The organism is Lentzea sp. NPDC037011 (assembly GCF_055607425.1).
This window is the reverse complement of record NZ_JBVJRT010000005.1, coordinates 46,930-66,249: the sequence shown is the minus strand read 5'-3', so window position 1 is coordinate 66,249 and position 19,320 is coordinate 46,930. Positions and strand designations below refer to the sequence as shown.

Below are 19,320 nucleotides of genomic sequence, written 5' to 3'. Positions count from 1 at the left end.
CATGAAGGCCCGTCCGTACCTCGTCGCCCTCGTGCTGGTCGTGCTCGTCGCTGGTCTGCTGGTCGTGTTCCGCACACCCGGCGGTGACCCCGCGCAGCAGCAGCAGCAGCGCCAGGACACGTCACCGCAGGCCGCGGTGGAGGCGGGCGCCGGTGCGGGCGACCCCTACTACCCGGCGGACGGCAACAGCGGCTACGACGTGCGGCTCTACGACCTCGCGATCACCTACGACCCCGGCTCGCAGCGGCTCGACGGCGTCGCGACGATCACCGCGACCGCGACGGACGACCTGGCCAGGTTCAACCTCGACCTGGAGGGCCTCGACGTCAGCGGGGTCGAGGTCGGCGGTCGGCCCGCGAAGTTCGCGCGGGAGGGCGACCACGAGCTCGTGATCACGCCGTCCGCACCGGTCGCGAAGGGCGGGCAGTTCGTCACCGCCGTCACCTACGGCGGCAAGCCGACCACGATCAACGACGCTTCGCTGGGCCGCAGCGGCTGGCAGGTCTCGTCCACCGGTGGCGCGTTCGCCGCGGGCCAGCCGCACTCGGCGACGACGTGGTTCCCCGCCAACGACACCCCGCGCGACAAGGCCGCGCTGAAGGTCGCCGCCCGCGTGCCGGACGGCTGGTCGGTCGTGTCGAACGGCCTGGAGGGCGAGGTGACGAAGGACGGCGGCTGGTCCACGTTCCGCTGGCAGGAGGACACGCCGCTGGCGACGTACCTGGTCACGGTGGCCATCGACAGGTGGGAGATCGTCCGCTCGCAACTGCCCGGCGGCACGCCGGTGGTCGACGCCTACGCACCCGGCACGTCCGCGCAGAAGAAGCCGGTCCAGGCGCGGCTGCCGGAGGTCCTCGCGCTGCTGGAGTCGAAGTTCGGCCCGTACCCGCAGCGCGCGGCCGGCAGCATCTGGGTCGCCGACCAGATCGGGTTCTCGCTGGAGACCCAGACCCGGCCGATCTACGCGGCCTGGGCGGACCTGGAGACCGTCGTGCACGAGAACGCCCACCAGTGGTTCGGCGACTCGGTGACGTTGCGGAGCTGGGCGGACATCTGCCTGAACGAGTGCCTGGCGTCGTACTCGCAGTGGCTGTGGGCCGAGCACGAGGGCGAGGACCTCGACGACCGCTACCGCCGCGAGCTGGAGCAGAAGCGCGGCAGCACCCGGTTCTGGTCGCCGAAGCTCTACGACATGGGCCAGGGCAACGAGTTCCGCGGCGTCTACGACAAGGGCATCTTCGCGCTGCACGCGCTGCGCAGGCAGGTCGGTGACGACGTGTTCTTCCCGGCGCTGCGCTCGTGGACCGCGCAGCACCGCGACGGCAACGCGTCCTGGCCGCAGTTCGAGGACCACGTCGCGAAGGCGTCCGGGCAGCAGCTCGACGGGTTCTTCCAGGCGTGGTTCCACGACTCGGGCATTCCGGGTGATCAGTACCTGCTGCCCGGCGTACTCCGCCGCTAGTGTGGGTGGCATGGCAGTCGTGAAGATCAACGCGATCAAGGTTCCCGAGGGCAACGGCCCCGAGCTCGAGAAGCGCTTCGCCGCCCGCCTCGGCGCGGTCGACGAGCAGCCGGGGTTCCTCGGCTTCGAGCTGCTGCGGCCGGTCGCGGGCGAGGACCGCTACTTCGTCGTCACGCACTGGGAGACGCACGAGGACTTCGTCGCGTGGCGCGACGGGCAGGCCGGTGCCGCCGCGCACTCCGGTGAGCGCGCGCGTCCCGTGTCGTCCGGTGCCGACCTGCTGGAGTTCGAGGTCGTGCTCGGGAGCAAGCCCAAGCAGTGACCGCGGTGGACAGCGCCTCCGTCGAGAGAGCCGCTGAGCTGGTCGCCGGCGCGGACGCGGTGCTCGTCTGCGCCGGTGCCGGCATCGGCGTGGACTCCGGGCTGCCCGACTTCCGCGGCACCGAGGGGTTCTGGCGGGCCTACCCGCCGTACGAGCGGCTCGGGCTGCGGTTCGAGGAGCTCGCCGACCCGGCGCACTTCGCCGACGACCCCGCGCTCGCGTGGGGGTTCTACGGCCACCGGCTCGCGCTGTACCGCAACACCGTGCCGCACGAGGGTTTCGCGATCCTGCGGTCGTGGGGTGCGCGCGTCTTCACGTCCAATGTGGACGGCCAGTTCCAGCGGGCCGGGTTCACCGACGTCGCCGAGGTGCACGGGTCGATCCACCACGCGCAGTGCGTGGAACCGTGCTGCGACGACGTCTGGGAGTGCTCGTTCGACGTCGAGGTCGACCCGGAGTCGATGCGCGCGCTCGACCCGTTGCCGACGTGCCCGAACTGCGGCGGGCTGGCCAGGCCGAACATCCTGATGTTCGGCGACTGGGGCTGGGTGCCGCACCGCAGCCAGGCGCAGCTCGACGCGCTCGCGCGGTGGCGGCGGGAGCAGCGGCGGCTGGTGGTGGTCGAGATCGGTGCGGGCACCGCGGTGCCGACCGTGCGGCGGCAGGCCGAACTGGCCAGTGCCGCCTCCGGTGCGCTGGTCAGGATCAACCCGCGCGAGCCGGAGGTCAGGCACGGCCGGGGCGTCTCGTTGCCGATGAACGCCCTCGAAGCCCTCACGGCAGTTCGCGACTCAATCGGTCGAGGGTCGCGATGACCTCCTGCTGGGTGCCCACGGCCGCGTAGGCCTCCAGTGCGGCGTGCCGCTGCCCGGTGGTCTTGAACGTCACCTCGACCGTGTACGAGCCGCCCCACGCGGTGTACTCGTTCGGCTCGACGCTCGCCTGGTAGGCGTAGGCCGTGCCCTGCGGGAACCGGCTGCGCTGCCAGTACAGGCCCAGGCAGTGCTCACCGCCCTCGGTGCAGCGCAGCAGCGGGCGGTTCTTGTGGTCCCAGTCGTCCACGAACGGCACCGCCCCGCCGTCGACGTAGGTGTACTGGCGGGTGAAGTCCTTCAGCGTGTACGCGACGACCGTCGTGTAGACCTCGCCGAGGTGCGCCGCCGGTTCCGCGTCCTCGACGTGCAGGCCGGCGCCGAGCCGGATGACGTTGTCCCGCACGTCCACGTCCGGGTTGAGCCAGTACCGCGACAGCCCGAGCGGCATCGGGTTGACCGCCTCACCGGCGACGGGTGCGGGGTCCTGGTAGTGCGCCGGGTCGCACGAGTCGAACTTGCTGCGCTCCCCCAGCGGCACGTACATCGCGAGCCGGCTCGCGGCGGCGTAGCTGGTGGGTCCGGTCTTCTCGAACCGGGTGAGCGCGCTGGTGGAGGGGCCGTGGAACGGCGGCGGCTCGTCGTGGTCGTCCTTCTGGCTGCCGGCCTGGGTCGGGTTGTAGCACTCGGTGGTGTGCGGCCGGCCGTCGTTCTGGCCGAGCTTCGCGACCGACGGGCGGACGGCCCACTGCAACGCCGACCCGTGGCCGCCGCTGCCGATGTACTCCCGGCCGCCGTGGCGCACCGAGGCGATGGCACCGGCCAGCGCCGTCGAGGCCGTGACGGACACCCGGTCCGTCGCGATGGTGACGTCGGCGAAGGTGCGGTCCCAGTTCTGCTTGGACGCGCACTGCGTCTTGTAGAGCAACGCGAAGTCGTAGTGCTCCTGGACGCGCATGTCGAACGGGTCGGGAGCCTGGCAGCTGACGGTCTCCTCGGCCTGAGCGGGCGCGAGCAAGCCCCCCAGCAGAGCCGCGGTGGCGAGGATCTTCATGCCGTCGTTGTACCGACAACCCGCTAGCGCGGTACAACGAACTGTGCAACCAGGGCGCGGTGGTCGCTGCCCGGGACGTCGAACACGTCCACGGTGTCGACGGGACACCGCGGGTCCACCAGGACGTGGTCGATCGTGACCGACGGTGGCCAGATGCCGCTCTGGCTGGGCCACGTGTGCACCAGCCCCTTGCCGACCTGGTCGGCGGCGTCGACGTAGCCCTTGTTGAGCAACCGCGTCATGCCGACGTGGTCCAGCGTGGCGTTGAAGTCGCCCGCGAGCACCCGCATCGAGCCCGTGGAGTCGGGGCTCGGCAACCCGGCCAGCTCGCGCTGCCACGGCTCCGGCCCCTCGTCGACCACCGGTGGCAGCGGGTGCACCGACACCACCTCGATGTCCTGCGCACCCGGCAGGTCGACCAGTGCTCCTGCCTGCCGCAACGTGCCCGGAGGCGTGAGGTCGCGCCGGGTGAGCGGGAACCGGGACGCGATGCCGGAGCCCGACCCGCCCGGTTCCGGGATGAGGACCTGGTTCGGCAGCACCTGGTCGAGCCCGGCGCGTTGGAGGTCCCGCACCATCGCGGGCGACAGCTCCTGCATCGCGAGCACGTCGATCCGGCGGGCCTTGACCTGCGCGACCACGAACTCGGCGTCCGCCTGGCCCACCAGGAGGTTCGACGTCATCAGCCGGACCTCCTGCCCGACCACGTTCGGCCGCGGGTCCGAGAACGCCCGCGGCACCACGTTCGCGACCAGCACGACGGCCACCAACGTCATCGTCAGCCCCACGACCCACCGCTTGCGGAACAACGCGAACAACCCGATGACCAACCCCGCCACCGTGATGTACGGCGTCAACGCCGTCGTGGCGATCATGTACCGGGTGCCGTCGATGCCCAGCAGCCGCACCAACGCCGCCGTCACGAACGCGATGGCGCAGATGACCAGCACGAACGTGGTGAAGCCGTTCCTGGGCTGCCTGAGCTCGATCCGGGTGTCCACGTTCGGGGGACGGCCGGTGGCACGGTTGCGTTGCCTCGCGGAACTGTCAGGCCCCTCGTGCATCCTGATCTCAACACCAACTCTCAGGGGGACGAACGGGAGCCGAGGACTGGATGCTCTTCTACGCATCGGACGACGTCGGTGTGCTCATGCGGCAGAAGCGGGGTTCCTCGGTCTCACACCCGGAAAGCGCTGCAGCAGACCGGTTATCGCGTCGACCTCCTGCAGCAGGCGCTCGGGGTCGATCTGGCCGGGCAGCACCGAGTAGGCGATGCCGCCCTCCAGCGTCAGGTTGTGGAAGTTGTCCGCACCGGCCTCGGCGAGCAACCGCTGCACCACCTCCGGGACGAACATCGCGGCCGCTCGGTGCGGGTCACCGGTGAGGGCTGCGAAAGCCCGGTCCAGGCCCGCGGGAAGCGTCAGTTCACGCCATTCCCGGGACCCACCGTCCGCGACCGGTCGAGGCGCCTCACCAGCCCAGTTCCGCGCCCCTTCGCCCCCACCCGGGGAGCGGACCACCAGCTTCAGCGGCGGGAGCTCGGACGTGGCCACCTCGACACGGCGTTCGTGATGGGTGTTCGCGACGTCGGCGTTGGTCGGGTCCTGCAGCTCGATCGACGCCTCGGTCACCCGGATGCGCCACCCGTGTCGTTCGAAGTCCAACGCGTGCTCGAACCGCGAGTCGGAAACGCGTCCCAGCCAGGCGATCACGCTGCCGTACTCGTGGGCGAACGGGCGGAGGAGCCCGGCGGACCAGGCGCTCACGTCCTCGCCAGGACCCGACGCGGTCCCGCCCATCATCGCCGCGAACCTGGCCAGGTCGGCGGCGTGGTCGGCGGCTTCCCTCCTGGCGACCCGCCACCTCCACCAGAACATCAGCGCCAGCAGCACCACCAAGATCAGGACGAACAGCCCGAGCTTGAGCTCCCACGGTTTCATGCGTCCAGCTCCCCCAGCGTGGTCAGAGGTCCAGGTAACCCTGGATCCGGTGCTTCGGTTCGTCTGTGCCGATCTGGTCGTTCTCGGCTGCCTTCTCCACTGCGGCGATGTTGCGCAGGCCCTTCTCGTGCGACGGGTTGACCTGGGCCAGCGCCTCACCACCCACGGCCTCCACCATCGACTTGCCGAAACCGTGCTTCATCCGCTCCCCCACGTCGCCCTTGGAGCTGTTGAGCTTGTCGCCCCACTGCCGGTGCACCGCGAACGGGCTGAGGCGCTCCAGGTTCTTGTCGGCGGTCGCGACACCGGCCTTCTTGTCCGCCATGGACTTCTGGAACGCGGTCCGCACGTTCTTGAGGCGGCTGCCCACGTTGCGCAGGAACTCCATGATCTTCTGCAGGAACTGGCGCAGCTTGGCCACGATGCGCGACACCCGCCCGGCGGTGGACGCGACACGCACACCGGTGGCCGCACCTGCCGCCGCGGTGGAGGCACCGAAGCTGGGTGCGGCGGCGGCGAGCGCCGGGACCCAGATGAGGATCAACCAGGTGATCAGCTCGGTGAGGATCGCCTTGATGATGTCCTCGATGATCTGCATGATCATGCTGGAAATCGTCAGCATCTGGGCGAGCTCGCCGGCTTGGCCCGCGACACCGCTGATGCCACTCGCGAACTCACCCAGCCTGGTCGCGGCCATGTCGGCCGTTTCCCCGCCCCAGGTCTGCACGGAGCTGGACAGGTCCTCGTCGAAGTTCTCCCGCAGGGTGGCGACACCCTGGGCGATGGCACCGAAGTTGTCGGCGGCCTGCGACAGCGCCGGGCCGTCGCCGCTGACGAAGTGGATCGCATCCTCCAGCGGCTGGACCACGCTGATGAGGAAGTTCAACCCCTGACCGACCAGCCAGCCGATCGGGTCCATCGCAATGCCCTGCGCCGCCGAGCCGACCGAGCTGAGCAGCGCGCTGCCCTCGGACGCCAGCGTGCTCGCGCCACCGGCCTCGCCACGCTTCTCGAACGCCTCGGACGTCTTGAGGTAGCTGCCGACGAACGGCGTCGCCTCGAGTGCTTTCTCACCCGTGGTCTTCTCGCCGACGGTGATCTCGACGCTGCCGGTCAGGTTCTGCGCGCCCTCGCTGACGTTCGAGGTTTCTTCCGCCATGCCGCGCCTACCCCCTGTCGATCTCGACCTGGAGCCCGTCGAAGATCTGCATCAACGCGTCCTCCTGGTCCTGGTAGCCCTGCGCGGTGCCGCGGAACTTGTCGGCGCCCGACTGCAAACCGTTCTGCATGTCCTTGAACAGCTCGTTCAGGTCGTTCAGCATCTGCGTGTACTCGTCCTTGACGAACAGGCCGATCACGCCCCACGACTTGCCGCCCACGTCCGACTGGCCGACCAGACCGGCGAGCTCGCTCGCGGCGCTGCGGTAACCGTCGAGCTTCCCGGCGAACGCGGTCAGCTCGGCCGGGTTGACGTCGAAGCCGCTCATCGTCCGTCCTCATCGTCGTACAGGTTGAGGTAGCCGCCGCCCTGCTTCGGTGGCGCCGGCGGAGGTGGTTGCTGCGAGCGGGACTGCCACGAGTCCTCGCGCAGCACGTTCTGGTCGGAGAAGTCCTCCGGGGACTCCTGCGCAGGCCGGCGTTGTGGCGGTGGTGGCGGCTGCCGGACCTGTCCCGCCTGCGGCACGGGCGGCGGAACCGGCGCGCGCGGCGGCACGGGCGGTGCGGGAGGAGTCGGCTGGGGCGGCTGCTGGGCCGTGGCCGCGTCCTGCTCGGCGGTGGCGCGGACGAGGTCCTCCTTGGACATGCCGAAGAGCTGCGCCTGGGTTTCCAGCACCTGGTCCTTGAGGTGCATGTCATCGCCCAGCGCGCCTTCGACGATGCCCGCCTGCCGGCGGGCTGCCTCGGCGACGGCCTTCTGCAGCGTGGACATCAGTTCGGCGGCCAGTGCGTGCGGTGGGCGGCGCATGGCCAGGTCGGTGAGGCGGATGTCCCTGATGGACCCCGACGGGCCGGCCACGACGGTGACCGCCCTGTCCGCCGAGGTGGCGACGGCTTCCAGCTCGGTGAGCTGCTGCTGCATCTCGCCGATGCCGGCGAACTGCTGGTCCACGCGGTGCATCTGGGCCTGGAACCGCTCGAACTGAGCGACAAGCTGATCAAACTCGGCCGACACTGCCGTGACGCTCCTCAACACTCTCGGGTCAGCGGTGCTCAGCAGTCTGGCAGCGGCCGCACACCGAGGCGGCGAAACGGGCAAATCCACGCGGTCGAGTGACCGCGGCCACCGGCTCCGAACGCGAACCGGCCCCCAGGCGGTGTGCCTGGGGGCCGGTTCGGGTCATGCCGGTCGTGCTAGTCGTGCTCGGTCACTCGTTCTCGGCGGCCGGCGCGTCCTGCTGCTCGGTGGCAGCGGCGGAGGCGGTCAGGTCGACCGGGGGCGAGTCCGGCACGCGGGTGGGCTTGGCCTCGCCGCGGAACACGAACTTCGCCTTGTCGTGCTGGTCCGACTCGCCGTCCCAGCCCTCGACGTCGGTGATGATGATCTGGCCCGGCTGGATCTCGCCGAACAGGATCTTCTCCGACAGGGTGTCCTCGATCTCGCGCTGGATCGTCCTGCGCAGCGGGCGGGCGCCCAGCACCGGGTCGAAGCCGCGCTTGGCCAGCAGGGACTTGGCCCTGTCGGTCAGCTCGATCGCCATGTCCTTGTTCTTCAGCTGCGTCTCGACGCGGGCGATCATCAGGTCCACCATCTTGATGATCTCGTCCTGAGTCAGCTGGTGGAAGACGATGATGTCGTCGATGCGGTTGAGGAACTCGGGCCGGAAGTGCTTCTTCAGCTCGTCGTTGACCTTGTTCTTCATGCGCTCGTAGTTGGACGCGGTGTCCTGACCCGAGGTGAAGCCGAGGCCGACGGCCTTGCTGATGTCCGACGTGCCCAGGTTCGACGTGAAGATGATGACGGTGTTCTTGAAGTCCACCGTCCGGCCCTGACCGTCGGTCAGGCGGCCGTCCTCCAGCACCTGGAGCAGCGTGTTGTAGACCTCCTGGTGGGCCTTCTCGATCTCGTCGAAGAGCACGACGGAGAACGGCTTGCGGCGCACCTTCTCGGTGAGCTGGCCGCCCTCTTCGTAGCCGACGTAACCGGGAGGGGCACCGAAGAGCCGCGACGCGGTGTACCGGTCGTGGAACTCGCCCATGTCGATCTGGATGAGCGCGTCGTCCTCGCCGAACAGGAAGTTCGCGAGCGCCTTCGAGAGCTCGGTCTTACCGACACCGGACGGGCCGGCGAAGATGAACGAGCCGGAGGGGCGCTTCGGGTCCTTCAGGCCGGCGCGGGTGCGGCGGATCGCCTGCGACACGGCCTTGACCGCGTCGACCTGGCCGATGATCCGCTTGTGCAGCTCGTCCTCCATGCGGAGCAGACGCGTGGTCTCCTCCTCGGTGAGCTTGAACACCGGGATGCCGGTCCAGTTGGCGAGGACCTCGGCGATCTGCTCGTCGTCGACCTCCGCGACGACGTCCAGGTCACCGTCCTTCCACTGCTTCTCCCGCTCGGCCTTCTGGCCCAGGAGCTGCTTCTCCGCGTCCCGCAGCTTGGCGGCGCGCTCGAAGTCCTGCGCGTCGATCGCGGACTCCTTGTCGCGACGCACGTCCGCGATCTTCTCGTCGAACTCGCGCAGGTCCGGCGGCGCGGTCATCCGGCGGATGCGCATGCGGGCGCCCGCCTCGTCGATGAGGTCGATCGCCTTGTCCGGCAGGAACCGGTCGTTGATGTACCGGTCGGCCAGCGTGGCGGCGGCGACGAGCGCGGAGTCGGTGATGGAGACGCGGTGGTGCGCCTCGTACCGGTCGCGCAGGCCCTTGAGGATCTCGATGGTGTGCTCGAGCGACGGCTCGCCCACCTGGATCGGCTGGAAGCGGCGCTCCAGCGCGGGGTCCTTCTCGACGTGCTTGCGGTACTCGTCGAGCGTGGTGGCACCGATCGTCTGCAGCTCACCGCGGGCCAGCATCGGCTTGAGGATGCTCGCCGCGTCGATCGCGCCCTCGGCGGCACCCGCGCCGACGAGCGTGTGGATCTCGTCGATGAACAGGATGATGTCGCCGCGCGTGCGGATCTCCTTGAGGACCTTCTTCAGGCGCTCTTCGAAGTCACCGCGGTAGCGCGAGCCCGCGACCAGCGAGCCGAGGTCGAGCGTGTAGAGCTGCTTGTCCTTGAGCGTCTCGGGCACCTCGCCCTTGACGACCATCTGCGCCAGGCCCTCGACGACGGCCGTCTTGCCGACGCCGGGCTCGCCGATGAGGACCGGGTTGTTCTTGGTGCGGCGGGACAGCACCTGCATGACCCGCTCGATCTCCTTGGTGCGCCCGATCACCGGGTCGAGCTTGCCCTCACGGGCCGAAGCCGTGAGGTTGCGCCCGAACTGGTCGAGGACCAGGGACGACGACGGGGTGCCCTCGCCGCGGCCAGGGGCCTCCGACGAGCCCTTCTCCGTCGAGTAGCCGGACAGCAGCTGCAGCACCTGCTGCCGCACCCTGTTGAGGTCGGCGCCCAGCTTCACGAGGACCTGCGCAGCAACGCCCTCGCCCTCGCGGATCAGGCCGAGCAGGATGTGCTCGGTGCCGATGTAGTTGTGTCCGAGCTGCAGCGCCTCGCGCAGCGACAGCTCCAGGACCTTCTTCGCGCGTGGGGTGAAGGGGATGTGTCCACTCGGGGCCTGCTGGCCCTGGCCGATGATCTCCTCGACCTGCTGGCGGACGCCCTCCAGCGCGATCCCCAACGACTCGAGCGCCTTGGCGGCGACACCTTCACCCTCGTGGATCAGACCCAGGAGGATGTGCTCGGTGCCGATGTAGTTGTGGTTGAGCATCCGTGCCTCTTCTTGGGCAAGGACAACCACCCGCCTCGCGCGGTCGGTGAACCTTTCGAACATTCGCACTCCCTGACTGCTGCGTCGGCGGTCCTCGGCTCCACCGATCTACCCTGGTGAGCGCGGCACCGTGGCTCCACTGTAGTGGGCGGTACCGAGGCCTGTGGTTCCCGTCAGCGGACAGTCGCGTCCGTGGAACTCTGACATCAGCATCAACGCAGGTCGGGCCCAGCGGATTCCACAGATCGGGCGATGTCCGCTGAGCGCGAACAACCCCCCGTTGAGCGACGCTGCTGTGACCGGGCCCACCTCAGGGGGCGCGATCGGGTACCTTTTAGGTAAGGTTAGGCAAGCCTCATTCGCTGAGATTGGACTTGCGCGTTGACCGTACCTGCGAGGGTCTCACAGCAGAACCCGCGTGCGTTCACGCCACTGGCCGAATCCGTCGCCCGCCTGGACGTGGGAACCGAGATCCGCTTCGGAGTCCCCCCGTCGGACTGGACGATCTGCTCGGAGCTGGTGGCCGAGCCGTCGCGCTTCGACCTCTGGCGCAAGGACCTCGCCGAGTGGATGGTCGAGCAGCACGGCGAGTCGGACGACCGCGCGACCGCCGGCTACGTGATGGGCTGGTACCTGCACGTCCCCGCCTACCTCGCGAGCCTGCTCTTCCACACCGTCCGCCGCATCCCGTCCCTCAAGCCCGCGGACGTCGCGTTCCGGATCGCCCAGGAAGGCCGCCCGCACCCCGACGGCATCGCGCTGCTCTCCGACGAGTTCGCCTGCCTGCCCGACGACCCGGCCTCGAACCACCCGGCCGCGACCGTCGTGGCGAACGAGGCGGCGCTCGCCGCCCTGTTCCGCGCCCGCTACGCCGCGCACGCCGCGCAGTTCGTGACGTCGTTCGGCCAGGTGGTCCGCTTCGGCCGCCGCACCCTGTGGGCGGCGGCGACGGACATGCTGGAGTACGGCCCCTGGGCCGCGGGCCGGGTGTGCGGCGACGAGACCGCGGGCGTCACCGACGCGGCCCTGCTCCTGCCGGAGAAGCTCGACCCGTTCATCTCCGCGTCGACGCTGCACCTGACGGACGAGGGCTGGAAGCGCCGCCGCCGTTCCTGCTGCTTCCACTACGTGCTGCCGGACGCCGAGCCGTGCACGGCCTGCCCGCGCACGAGCTGAGCTGAGCGCCGCCCCCACCCGATGGGCGGCGCTACGGCCTGAGGCACCGCCGCAGGCGCTACGGCAGGCGGTGACGTGACCCGACCGGCACCACCAGCGGCGTTCCGGCCACCGGGTCCTCGACGACCCGCGCGTCCAGCCCGAACACCTCCAGCAGCATCTCCTCGGTCAGCACCTCCGCGGGCGTTCCCTGCGCCACGATCCGCCCACCGCGCATGGCGACGACGTGGTCCGCGTACCGCGCCGCCAGGTTGAGGTCGTGCAGCACCATCACGATGGTCCGCCCCATCGACGCGTGCAGCTCCTGCACGAGGTCGAGCACGTCGATCTGGTGCGCCAGGTCCAGGTACGTGGTGGGTTCGTCGAGCAGCAGCAGGTCCGTGCCCTGGGCGAGCGCCATCGAGATCCACGCCCGCTGCCGCTGGCCGCCGGACAGCTCGTCCACGGTGCGGTCGGCCAGGTCGGAGATGCCGGTCATCTCCAGGGCCGCGTCGACGGCGGCCGCGTCGTCCGAGGACCACTGCCGGTACCAGGACTGGTGCGGGTGCCGGCCGCGGGCGACCAGGTCCGCGACGGTCAGGCCCTCGGGGGCGGACGGCGCCTGGGGCAGCATGCCGAGCACCCGCGCCACCTCGCGCGTGGGCATCGAGTCGATCGCCTTGCCGTCCAGCAGCACCGCGCCGGACCGGGCGGGCAGCAACCGGCCGAGTGCGCGCAGCAGCGTGGACTTGCCGCAGCCGTTCGGGCCGATCACGGCCGTCACGGTGCCGCCGAGCACCGCCAGGTCCAACGAGTCGACGACCAGCCGTTCGCCGTAACCGACCGACAGCGACGTGGCCTCAAGACGCACACTCATACCCGCGCCTCCCGGCGGCTCCGAACCAGCAGGTACATCAGATAGGGGGCGCCGAGCACCGCCGTCACGACGCCGACGGGGAGCTCGGTGCGGTAGATCGTGCGGGCGACCAGGTCGGAGAGCATGACCAGGGCGCCGCCGATGACGACCGAGCCGAACAGCGGGGGCTGGGCGGTGCCGGCCAGACGCAGGGCGATCTGGGGCGTGGCCAGCGCGACGAACGTGATCGGGCCCGCCGCGGCGGTGGCCACGGAGGCCAGGACGATCGCCACGACGATCAGGAACGAGCGGGCCGGGTTCACGCGGATGCCCAGGCCGCGGGTGGTCTCGTCGCCGAACTGGAGCGCGCCGAGGACGTGGCCGCCGACCAGGGCGACGGGGACCAGCACGGCCAGCGCCAGCGCCACCGGGACGACGTGCTCCCAGCCGCGGCCGTTCAGCGAGCCGGTGATCCACACCATCGCGCGGCCGGCGTCCTGGACGTCGCCGACGGTCAGCAGGTAGTGGGTGAAGTTGCCGGCCACGGCGGTGACGCCGATGCCGACGAGCACCATCCGGAAGCCCTCGATGCCCTTGCGCCACGCCAGCGCGTAGACGAGCAGGCCGGCGGTCAGGCCGCCGAGCAGGCCCGCCAGCGGCACGCCGATCGACGCGGCGCTGCCGGTCACCACGCCGAGCGAGCCGGCGAACGTGATCACCGAGACCGCGCCGGCACCCGCGCCCCAGGTGACGCCGAGGATGTCGGGTGAGGCCAGCGGGTTGCGCACGATCGCCTGGAAGATCGCGCCGGACAGGCCGAGCGCGGCGCCGACGAGCAGGCCGGTCAGCGCGCGGGGCATGCGCAGCTCGAAGACCACGAACTGGTCGCGGCGCGAGCCACCGCCCAGCAGGGTGTCCACGACCTGCGCGGCGGTCAGCGGGAAGTCGCCGATCATGATGTCGGCGACGAACAGGGCCGCGAGCACGACCAGGGCGCACGCCACCACCAGCAGCGGGCGGCGGCGGAGCTTGAACGAGGTGGCCCCGACCCTCAGCGCGGTGGCGGTCAAATCTTCACCAGCCTCTTGCGGCGCACCAGGAAGATGAAGAACGGGGCGCCGAGCAGCGCCAGCACCACACCGACCTCCACCTCGGACGGACGGGCGACGACGCGGCCGACGACGTCGGCCACGAGGACCAGGACCGCGCCGAGCACCGCCGAGAACGGCAGGATCCAGCGGTAGTCCGGCCCGGTGAACGCACGCGCGATGTGCGGCACGACGAGTCCCACGAACCCGATGGGCCCGCACGCGGCGACGGCGGCGCCCACCAGCAGCGTGATCGCGAGGATGCCCAGCGACCGGGTGCGGCTGACGTTCACGCCGAGCGACCGCGCCACGTCCTCACCGAGCGAGAGCGCGTTGAGCCCCGGCGCGTTGAACGCCGCCACGACCAGACCGGCCAGCAGGAACGGCAGCACCTGCGTCAGCACCGACAGGTCGCGGCCGGCGATCCCGCCGAGCTGCCAGAACCGGAACGCGTCGAGCGACTGCTGGTCGAGCAGCACGATCGCCGACACCAGACCGTTCATCAGCGCCGATACGGCGGCACCGGCCAACGCCAGCGTCACGGGCGATGGACCCGCACGCCCGGCCGAACCGAGCACGAACACCAGCACGCTCGCGACCATGGCACCGGCGAAGGCGAACCAGATGTAGCCGTACAGCGACGAGACGCCGAACAGGAAGATCGACAGCACCACGGCCAGCGCGGCGCCGTGCGTGACACCGAGGATGCCGGGGTCCGCCAGCGGGTTGCGCGTGTGGCCCTGCATCAACGCGCCGCCGACGCCCAGCGCGATCCCGACGGCGATGCCGATCAGGGTGCGCGGGACGCGGAGCTCGCGGACGATCACGTCGTCCTCGACGCCGGTCGGTGTGAACAGCCCGTGCCACACGGCGGAGAGCGGGATGTCCTTCGAGCCGACCGCGATGCTCACCAGCGCCACGGCGACCAGCACGACCAGCAGGAAGAGCAGGCCCGACGACCTACGACCCAAGGCCCACCCTCCTGTACTCCTCAAGGAGAGGTAAGCCTAACCGAACCGACCGGGCGGTCGGCCGCGCAGTCCCGTTGCCCTCGTCACGCGGACGCACGCCCCGCAGAACGCCCAGGCGAGAACAGCGGAACAACGGCTGTCGGACGATCGAGGAAGAATATTCCACGGAAACGTTCTCGGCTCATCCGAACGTGAACCGAGAAAGTCGTTTGGACAGCACCGGTTCCCGGACGGGTCACACCGGCGTCCCCCGGAAGTAGTTGAGTGGTCACTCAAATAGCACGAAGGGGTTCCGGGAATGCGCCCCGGAACCCCTTCGTGCTTTACCGAATTTCAGCCCTGCTGGTGGTAGGCGTCGAGCACCTCGGCCGGGATGCGACCCCGGTCCGACACCTTCATGCCCTGCTTGCGGGCCCACTCGCGAATGGCCTGGTTCTGCTCGCGGTCAGCCGATGCCGGACGCGCCTTCACGCTCGCCGGACGGCCGGGTCCAGTGCCGGTGCGCTTGCGACCACCCGCGCGGCGGGCACCCGCCACGTAGTCGGACAAGGCGTCCCGCAGTTTGCCCGCATTGCCCGAGGAAAGGTCGATCGTGTAGCTGACACCGTCCAGCCCGAACTCGACGGTCTCCTCCGCAGTGGAGCCGTCCAGGTCGTCGACGAGGGTCACCGTGACCTTCTGCGCCATGCGTATCCTCCTGGACCCCGAATGCGCGGTCACCCGCACGCCAACTAATGCCCTGCGGACGCAGGTTAGCGCACAGGTGCCGCATTGCACCTATCGACTCGCGAAAAGTTACTCATTCAGGGCGAACGAGCGGGAACAAGATGGTCTCTCGGATACCCAGCCCGGTCAGTGCCATCAGCAGCCGATCGATCCCCATTCCGACACCACCACTCGGTGGCATTCCGTACTCCAGTGATCGCAGAAAGTCTTCGTCGACCGGCATGGCCTCGTTGTCGCCGGCCGCGGCAAGGCGGGCCTGCGCTTCGAGGCGTTCCCGCTCGATCACCGGGTCCACCAGTTCGGAGTAACCGGTGCCGAGTTCGAATCCGCGGACGTAGAGGTCCCACTTTTCGGCGACACCCGGCTTGGTGCGGTGCTGCCTGGTCAGCGGCGACGTCTCCACCGGGTAGTCGCGCACGAACGTGGGCAGGTAGAGCGAGTCGCACACCAGGTGCTCCCACAGCTCCTCGACCAGCTTGCCGTGCCCGAACTTCGGGTTGACCTCCAGTTCGTGGCGGTCACAAAGCTTGCGGAGCACCTCGGCCGGCGTCTCGGGGGTGATTTCCTCACCGACGGCTTCGGACAACGACTCGTAGATGCTGATCGTCCGCCATTCGCCTGACAGGTCGTACTCCGTGCCGTCGGCGAGGGTGACAATCTGCGAGCCCGTCACGGCTTCCGCGGCTTCCTGGATCAGCTCGCGGGTCAGCACGGCGTTCGTGTCGTAGGTCGCGTACGCCTCGTAGTACTCCAGCATCGAGAACTCGGGCGAATGAGACGAGTCGACACCCTCGTTGCGGAAGTTGCGGTTGATCTCGAAGACCTTCTCGATCCCGCCGACCACGCAGCGCTTCAAGTACAGCTCCGGCGCGATGCGCAGGAACAGGTCGATGTCGAGCGCGTTCGAGTGCGTGATGAACGGACGCGCCGACGCACCGCCCTGCAGCGTCTGCAACATCGGCGTCTCGACTTCGAGGAAACCGCGCCGGTGGAACGACTCCCGCAAGGAACGGACGACGTTCGCGCGGGTCCGAACGGTGTCACGCGCGAGGGGCCGCAGGATCAGGTCGACGTAACGCTGGCGAATGCGGGTTTCCTCGCCGAGTTCCTTGTGCGCGACCGGGAGCGGGCGCAACGACTTCGACGTCAGCTGCCACGCGTCGGCCATCACGGAAAGCTCACCGCGGCGCGAGCTGATGACCTCGCCGTGCACGAAAACGTGGTCGCCGAGGTCGACGTCGCTCTTCCACTCGGAAAGCGCTTCTTCACCCACACCGGCGAGGCTCAGCATCGCCTGCAGTTCGGTGCCGTCACCTTCCCTCAGGGTGGCGAAGCACAGCTTTCCGGTGTTGCGCAGGAACATCACCCGGCCGGTCACACCGACGACCTGACCGGTCTGCGTGTCGGGCTCCAGTTCCGGGTGCGTCTCGCGAATCTCGCGCAACGTGTGCGTGCGCCCGACTTCGACCGGATACGGCTCCTTGCCGGAAGCGAGCAGCCGCGCACGCTTCTCCCGGCGCACGCGCATCTGCTCGGGCAGGTCTTCTTCGCTGGTCACGGGGTTTTGCTTCGGCTGCTCACTCACGCCGAGAAGGGTACGGAAGGGCGGGAGGTCAGGGCGAACCGGATACCCGTTGCACCAGCTCGCCACCGATCCCGAGATCGACGAGGAACCGACGCGCGAGCTCTGCTTCCGCGGGGGTGCAGTCGAGGAGGACCTTCACCTCCACGTCCCGCTTCACCACGTCCCTGCTCGCCGAGCCGCGCTTTCCGCATCCCGGAACCTGAGAAGTGCACGCGGGGAGCTTTCGTGCGCTCTGAGGGTACGCAGGGCCCCCGCGTGACCGGAAAGGGGAACGCGGGGCCCCCGCGTGACCGGAGAGGGGAACGCAGGACTCCCGCGTGCCTGTGAGGGGAACGCGGGACTCCCGCGTGACCAGCGAGGAGCGCGAGAGGGCGGGCGTGCGGCGGGATGGCGTGACGCGGGGAACCCGACCGGACCATTTCGGGCACCGGGCCGGTCACTAAGTTGGACGGATGGATCTACACGCGAGGCGAGCTGACTCGTTCGGCGCGCAGGCGGAGGCCTACGCCGAACACCGGCCGGACTACCCCTTGGCGGCGATCCGGTGGGCTCTGGAGCCGCTGGCACAGGACAGGCGCCTGGACGTCCTGGACCTGGCCGCCGGCACCGGCAAGCTCACCGCGGGACTGGTCGCGGAGGGCCACTGCGTCACCGCGGTCGAGCCCAACGAGCAGATGCTGTCGGAGCTCGTGCGCCGGGTGCACGACGTGCGCGCGTTGCCCGGCCATGCCGAGCACATCCCGGTGCCGGACCAGACGGTCGACGCGGTGCTGGTCGGGACCGCGTTCCACTGGTTCGACCACGCGAAGGCGATGCCGGAGATCGCCCGCGTGCTGCGGCCCGGCGGGGTGGTGGCGGCGATGTGGAACGAGCCGGACACGTCGGTCGAGTGGGTGGCGGAGTTCGAGCGGGTGTCGGCGAACAGCATCGAGATGAACCGGCAGGACCCCACGGGCCTCCTGGCCCACCCGTTGTTCGGCACGCCTGAGCGGCAGGTGTTCCAGCACGCGCAGCACCGGGACTCACCGGAGGCGCTCATCGCCACCGTGAACACCCATTCGCGGATGCTGGTCGTCAGCGCCGAGGAACGCGAAGCGGTCAACGAGAAGATGCTCGCGTTCCTGCGTTCGCGGCCGGAGACGTCGAACGGGCCGTTCGACGTCCCCATGCTCACGGACGTGACACGGATGGTCGTCAGCGGCTGACGAGGTTGCGCTCGAACACCAGGCGCAGCCCCAGCAGAGTCAGGTCGGGCACGTGGTGCGCGATCGTCGAGGACTCCGCCACGACCAGCGGGGCCAGGCCACCGGTCGCGATCACCGTGACCGGGCCGGGGTCGGTCTGCTGGAGCTCCTGGGTGATCAGCCGCACCAGGCCGTCGACCTGGCCGACGAACCCGTAGACGATGCCGGACTGCAGGCACTCCACGGTGTTCTTGCCGATGACGTTGCGCGGGCGGACCAGCTCCACCTTGCGGAGCTGGGCCGCGCGCGCGGCGAGGGCGTCGACGGAGATCTCGATGCCGGGCGCCAGCGCGCCGCCCAGGAACTCGCCGCGCGAGGAGATCACGTCGAGGTTCGTGGACGTGCCGAAGTCGACCACGACGCACGAGGTCGCGTAGAGGTGGTGCGCGGCCAGCGTGTTGATCACGCGGTCGGAGCCCACCTCCTTCGGGTTGTCCACGAGCAGCGGCACGCCGGTCTTCACGCCCGGCTCCACCAGCACCTTCGGCACGGTGTCGTAGTAGCGGCCGAGCATCACCCGCAGCTCGCGCAGCACCGCGGGCACGGTGGACAGCGCGGAGATGCCGGTGATCTTGTCGGCGTACTCGCCGAGCAGGCCGCGCATGGTCAGCGCGAGCTCGTCGGCGGTCATGCGGGCGTCGGTGCGCATCCGCCAGTCGCGCACGAGCGGCGCGGAGTCGCCCACGCCGTCGTAGAGACCGAGCACGATGTTGGTGTTGCCGACGTCGATGGCGAGCAGCACTAGGAGATCTCCTGCTTCAGGTTCTCGGCCTGGATCAACGCGTCCAGCGCGGTCGCCTCAACGGTCTCAGATGACGGGGCGCTCGTGGAGCCGTTCACCAGTCCGGAGCCCTCGGGGGCGTGCGCCGGGTCGGTGCCGAGGTCCACGACCTTGTTGTCCGCGTCCACGAACACGACGCGCGGCTTGTAGGTGCGGGACTCGGCGTCGTCCATCTGCCCGTAGGCGATGAGGATGACGATGTCACCGGGGTGCACCAGGTGCGCGGCGGCACCGTTGATGCCCAGCACGCCCGTGCCGCGCTCACCGGGGATGACGTAGGTCTCCAGGCGCGCGCCGTTGGTGACGTCGACGATCGCGACCTGTTCGCCGGCGAGCAGGTCGGCGGCCTCCATCAGGTCCTCGTCGACCGTCACCGAACCCACGTAGTGCAGGTCGGCCTGCGTCACCGTGGCGCGGTGGATCTTGGACTTCAGCATCGTGCGGAACATGGCCATC

General features: G+C 69.6%; 19 protein-coding genes. 5 read left to right on the top strand and 14 right to left on the bottom strand.

From position 1 onward, the window contains the following. The first annotated feature begins 1 nt into the window (after position 1). From ACZ7CH_RS15760 to ACZ7CH_RS15750, 3 genes are read left to right on the top strand one after another with little or no spacing between them, the layout of a single operon-like run. A complete protein-coding gene (locus tag ACZ7CH_RS15760) occupies positions 2-1,462 on the top strand; it encodes a M1 family metallopeptidase (protein ID WP_470374225.1) in 1,461 nt (486 codons plus the stop codon). Between the two features lie 10 nt (positions 1,463-1,472). Beyond that, positions 1,473-1,784: an antibiotic biosynthesis monooxygenase family protein gene (locus ACZ7CH_RS15755; protein ID WP_360385256.1), complete on the top strand. Its 312-nt coding sequence runs from the start codon at positions 1,473-1,475 to the stop codon at positions 1,782-1,784. Between the two features lie 5 nt (positions 1,785-1,789). After that, a complete protein-coding gene (locus ACZ7CH_RS15750) occupies positions 1,790-2,599 on the top strand; it encodes an SIR2 family NAD-dependent protein deacylase (protein ID WP_458429625.1) in 810 nt (269 codons plus the stop codon). Here ACZ7CH_RS15750 and ACZ7CH_RS15745 read toward each other — a convergent pair. The 7 genes from ACZ7CH_RS15745 to ACZ7CH_RS15715 all read right to left on the bottom strand — a co-directional run bounded on the left by ACZ7CH_RS15745 (position 2,559) and on the right by ACZ7CH_RS15715 (position 10,521). Then, on the bottom strand, positions 2,559-3,650 hold the full coding sequence (locus ACZ7CH_RS15745; protein WP_360385252.1) for a hypothetical protein: 1,092 nt from the start codon (positions 3,648-3,650) through the stop codon (positions 2,559-2,561). The two genes, ACZ7CH_RS15750 and ACZ7CH_RS15745, sit on opposite strands and share 41 nt — an antisense overlap. 23 nt (positions 3,651-3,673) lie before the next feature. Further along, positions 3,674-4,651 carry an endonuclease/exonuclease/phosphatase family protein gene (locus tag ACZ7CH_RS15740; RefSeq protein ID WP_470374224.1) on the bottom strand — a complete coding sequence of 326 codons (978 nt, stop codon included), beginning with the start codon at positions 4,649-4,651 and terminating at the stop codon, positions 3,674-3,676. Between the two features lie 147 nt (positions 4,652-4,798). Beyond that, positions 4,799-5,590: a hypothetical protein gene (locus ACZ7CH_RS15735; RefSeq protein ID WP_470374223.1), complete on the bottom strand. Its 792-nt coding sequence runs from the start codon at positions 5,588-5,590 to the stop codon at positions 4,799-4,801. Positions 5,591-5,612: 22 nt separating this feature from the next. Then, on the bottom strand, positions 5,613-6,749 hold the full coding sequence (locus tag ACZ7CH_RS15730) for a hypothetical protein (RefSeq protein WP_360385246.1): 1,137 nt from the start codon (positions 6,747-6,749) through the stop codon (positions 5,613-5,615). 7 nt (positions 6,750-6,756) lie between these two features. Continuing rightward, entirely contained in the window at positions 6,757-7,077 is a 321-nt protein-coding gene (locus ACZ7CH_RS15725; protein WP_360385244.1) for a WXG100 family type VII secretion target, read from the bottom strand. Next, positions 7,074-7,709: a YbaB/EbfC family nucleoid-associated protein gene (locus ACZ7CH_RS15720; RefSeq protein WP_470374445.1), complete on the bottom strand. Its 636-nt coding sequence runs from the start codon at positions 7,707-7,709 to the stop codon at positions 7,074-7,076. Before ACZ7CH_RS15720 ends, ACZ7CH_RS15725 begins: the two co-directional genes overlap by 4 nt. 247 nt (positions 7,710-7,956) lie before the next feature. Continuing rightward, on the bottom strand, positions 7,957-10,521 hold the full coding sequence (locus tag ACZ7CH_RS15715; protein WP_360385242.1) for an ATP-dependent Clp protease ATP-binding subunit: 2,565 nt from the start codon (positions 10,519-10,521) through the stop codon (positions 7,957-7,959). A gap of 318 nt (positions 10,522-10,839) precedes the next feature. Between ACZ7CH_RS15715 and ACZ7CH_RS15710 the strand changes: the two genes are divergently transcribed. Then, a complete protein-coding gene (locus ACZ7CH_RS15710) occupies positions 10,840-11,634 on the top strand; it encodes a (2Fe-2S)-binding protein (RefSeq protein ID WP_360385240.1) in 795 nt (264 codons plus the stop codon). Between the two features lie 58 nt (positions 11,635-11,692). On the opposite strand, the gene ACZ7CH_RS15705 is transcribed toward ACZ7CH_RS15710, so the two are convergent. From ACZ7CH_RS15705 to lysS, 5 genes are all read right to left on the bottom strand, one after another. Next, entirely contained in the window at positions 11,693-12,490 is a 798-nt protein-coding gene (locus ACZ7CH_RS15705) for an ABC transporter ATP-binding protein (protein ID WP_360385238.1), read from the bottom strand. Further along, a complete protein-coding gene (locus ACZ7CH_RS15700; RefSeq protein WP_360385236.1) occupies positions 12,487-13,539 on the bottom strand; it encodes a FecCD family ABC transporter permease in 1,053 nt (350 codons plus the stop codon). The genes ACZ7CH_RS15705 and ACZ7CH_RS15700 overlap by 4 nt, the downstream gene beginning before the upstream one ends. Continuing rightward, positions 13,536-14,528 carry a FecCD family ABC transporter permease gene (locus ACZ7CH_RS15695; protein WP_360385234.1) on the bottom strand — a complete coding sequence of 331 codons (993 nt, stop codon included), beginning with the start codon at positions 14,526-14,528 and terminating at the stop codon, positions 13,536-13,538. Before ACZ7CH_RS15695 ends, ACZ7CH_RS15700 begins: the two co-directional genes overlap by 4 nt. Before the next feature lie 333 nt (positions 14,529-14,861). Next, the gene (locus ACZ7CH_RS15690; RefSeq protein WP_360385232.1) at positions 14,862-15,215 is read right to left on the bottom strand and encodes a histone-like nucleoid-structuring protein Lsr2; all 354 of its coding nucleotides are present in this window, start codon (positions 15,213-15,215) and stop codon (positions 14,862-14,864) included. A 112-nt stretch (positions 15,216-15,327) separates the two neighbouring features. Beyond that, on the bottom strand, positions 15,328-16,782 hold the full coding sequence (gene lysS, locus ACZ7CH_RS15685) for a lysine--tRNA ligase (protein ID WP_360386605.1): 1,455 nt from the start codon (positions 16,780-16,782) through the stop codon (positions 15,328-15,330). 509 nt (positions 16,783-17,291) lie between these two features. On the opposite strand from lysS, the gene ACZ7CH_RS15680 reads away from it, so the two are divergent. Further along, the gene (locus tag ACZ7CH_RS15680; RefSeq protein WP_458429632.1) at positions 17,292-18,044 is read left to right on the top strand and encodes a class I SAM-dependent methyltransferase; all 753 of its coding nucleotides are present in this window, start codon (positions 17,292-17,294) and stop codon (positions 18,042-18,044) included. On the opposite strand, the gene ACZ7CH_RS15675 is transcribed toward ACZ7CH_RS15680, so the two are convergent. Together ACZ7CH_RS15675 and panD are read right to left on the bottom strand one after the other, a co-directional pair. Next, entirely contained in the window at positions 18,034-18,825 is a 792-nt protein-coding gene (locus ACZ7CH_RS15675) for a type III pantothenate kinase (RefSeq protein WP_360385228.1), read from the bottom strand. The genes ACZ7CH_RS15680 and ACZ7CH_RS15675 overlap by 11 nt on opposite strands. Continuing rightward, the gene (gene panD / locus ACZ7CH_RS15670; protein ID WP_360386602.1) at positions 18,825-19,313 is read right to left on the bottom strand and encodes an aspartate 1-decarboxylase; all 489 of its coding nucleotides are present in this window, start codon (positions 19,311-19,313) and stop codon (positions 18,825-18,827) included. The genes ACZ7CH_RS15675 and panD overlap by 1 nt, the downstream gene beginning before the upstream one ends. Positions 19,314-19,320 lie beyond the last annotated feature (7 nt).

What these genes read in the sequence shown, in the direction of transcription:
- ACZ7CH_RS15760 (WP_470374225.1), top strand. Translation starts at nt 2, where the DNA reads ATGAAGGCCCGTCCGTACCTCGTCGCCCTCGTGCTGGTCGTGCTCGTC.
- ACZ7CH_RS15755 (WP_360385256.1), top strand. Translation starts at nt 1,473, where the DNA reads ATGGCAGTCGTGAAGATCAACGCGATCAAGGTTCCCGAGGGCAACGGC.
- ACZ7CH_RS15745 (WP_360385252.1), bottom strand. Translation starts at nt 3,650, where the DNA reads ATGAAGATCCTCGCCACCGCGGCTCTGCTGGGGGGCTTGCTCGCGCCC.
- ACZ7CH_RS15735 (WP_470374223.1), bottom strand. Translation starts at nt 5,590, where the DNA reads ATGAAACCGTGGGAGCTCAAGCTCGGGCTGTTCGTCCTGATCTTGGTG.
- ACZ7CH_RS15730 (WP_360385246.1), bottom strand. Translation starts at nt 6,749, where the DNA reads ATGGCGGAAGAAACCTCGAACGTCAGCGAGGGCGCGCAGAACCTGACC.
- ACZ7CH_RS15725 (WP_360385244.1), bottom strand. Translation starts at nt 7,077, where the DNA reads ATGAGCGGCTTCGACGTCAACCCGGCCGAGCTGACCGCGTTCGCCGGG.
- ACZ7CH_RS15720 (WP_470374445.1), bottom strand. Translation starts at nt 7,709, where the DNA reads ATGCACCGCGTGGACCAGCAGTTCGCCGGCATCGGCGAGATGCAGCAG.
- ACZ7CH_RS15715 (WP_360385242.1), bottom strand. Translation starts at nt 10,521, where the DNA reads ATGTTCGAAAGGTTCACCGACCGCGCGAGGCGGGTGGTTGTCCTTGCC.
- ACZ7CH_RS15705 (WP_360385238.1), bottom strand. Translation starts at nt 12,490, where the DNA reads ATGAGTGTGCGTCTTGAGGCCACGTCGCTGTCGGTCGGTTACGGCGAA.
- ACZ7CH_RS15690 (WP_360385232.1), bottom strand. Translation starts at nt 15,215, where the DNA reads ATGGCGCAGAAGGTCACGGTGACCCTCGTCGACGACCTGGACGGCTCC.
- lysS (WP_360386605.1), bottom strand. Translation starts at nt 16,782, where the DNA reads ATGCGCGTGCGCCGGGAGAAGCGTGCGCGGCTGCTCGCTTCCGGCAAG.
- ACZ7CH_RS15680 (WP_458429632.1), top strand. Translation starts at nt 17,292, where the DNA reads ATGGATCTACACGCGAGGCGAGCTGACTCGTTCGGCGCGCAGGCGGAG.
- panD (WP_360386602.1), bottom strand. Translation starts at nt 19,313, where the DNA reads ATGTTCCGCACGATGCTGAAGTCCAAGATCCACCGCGCCACGGTGACG.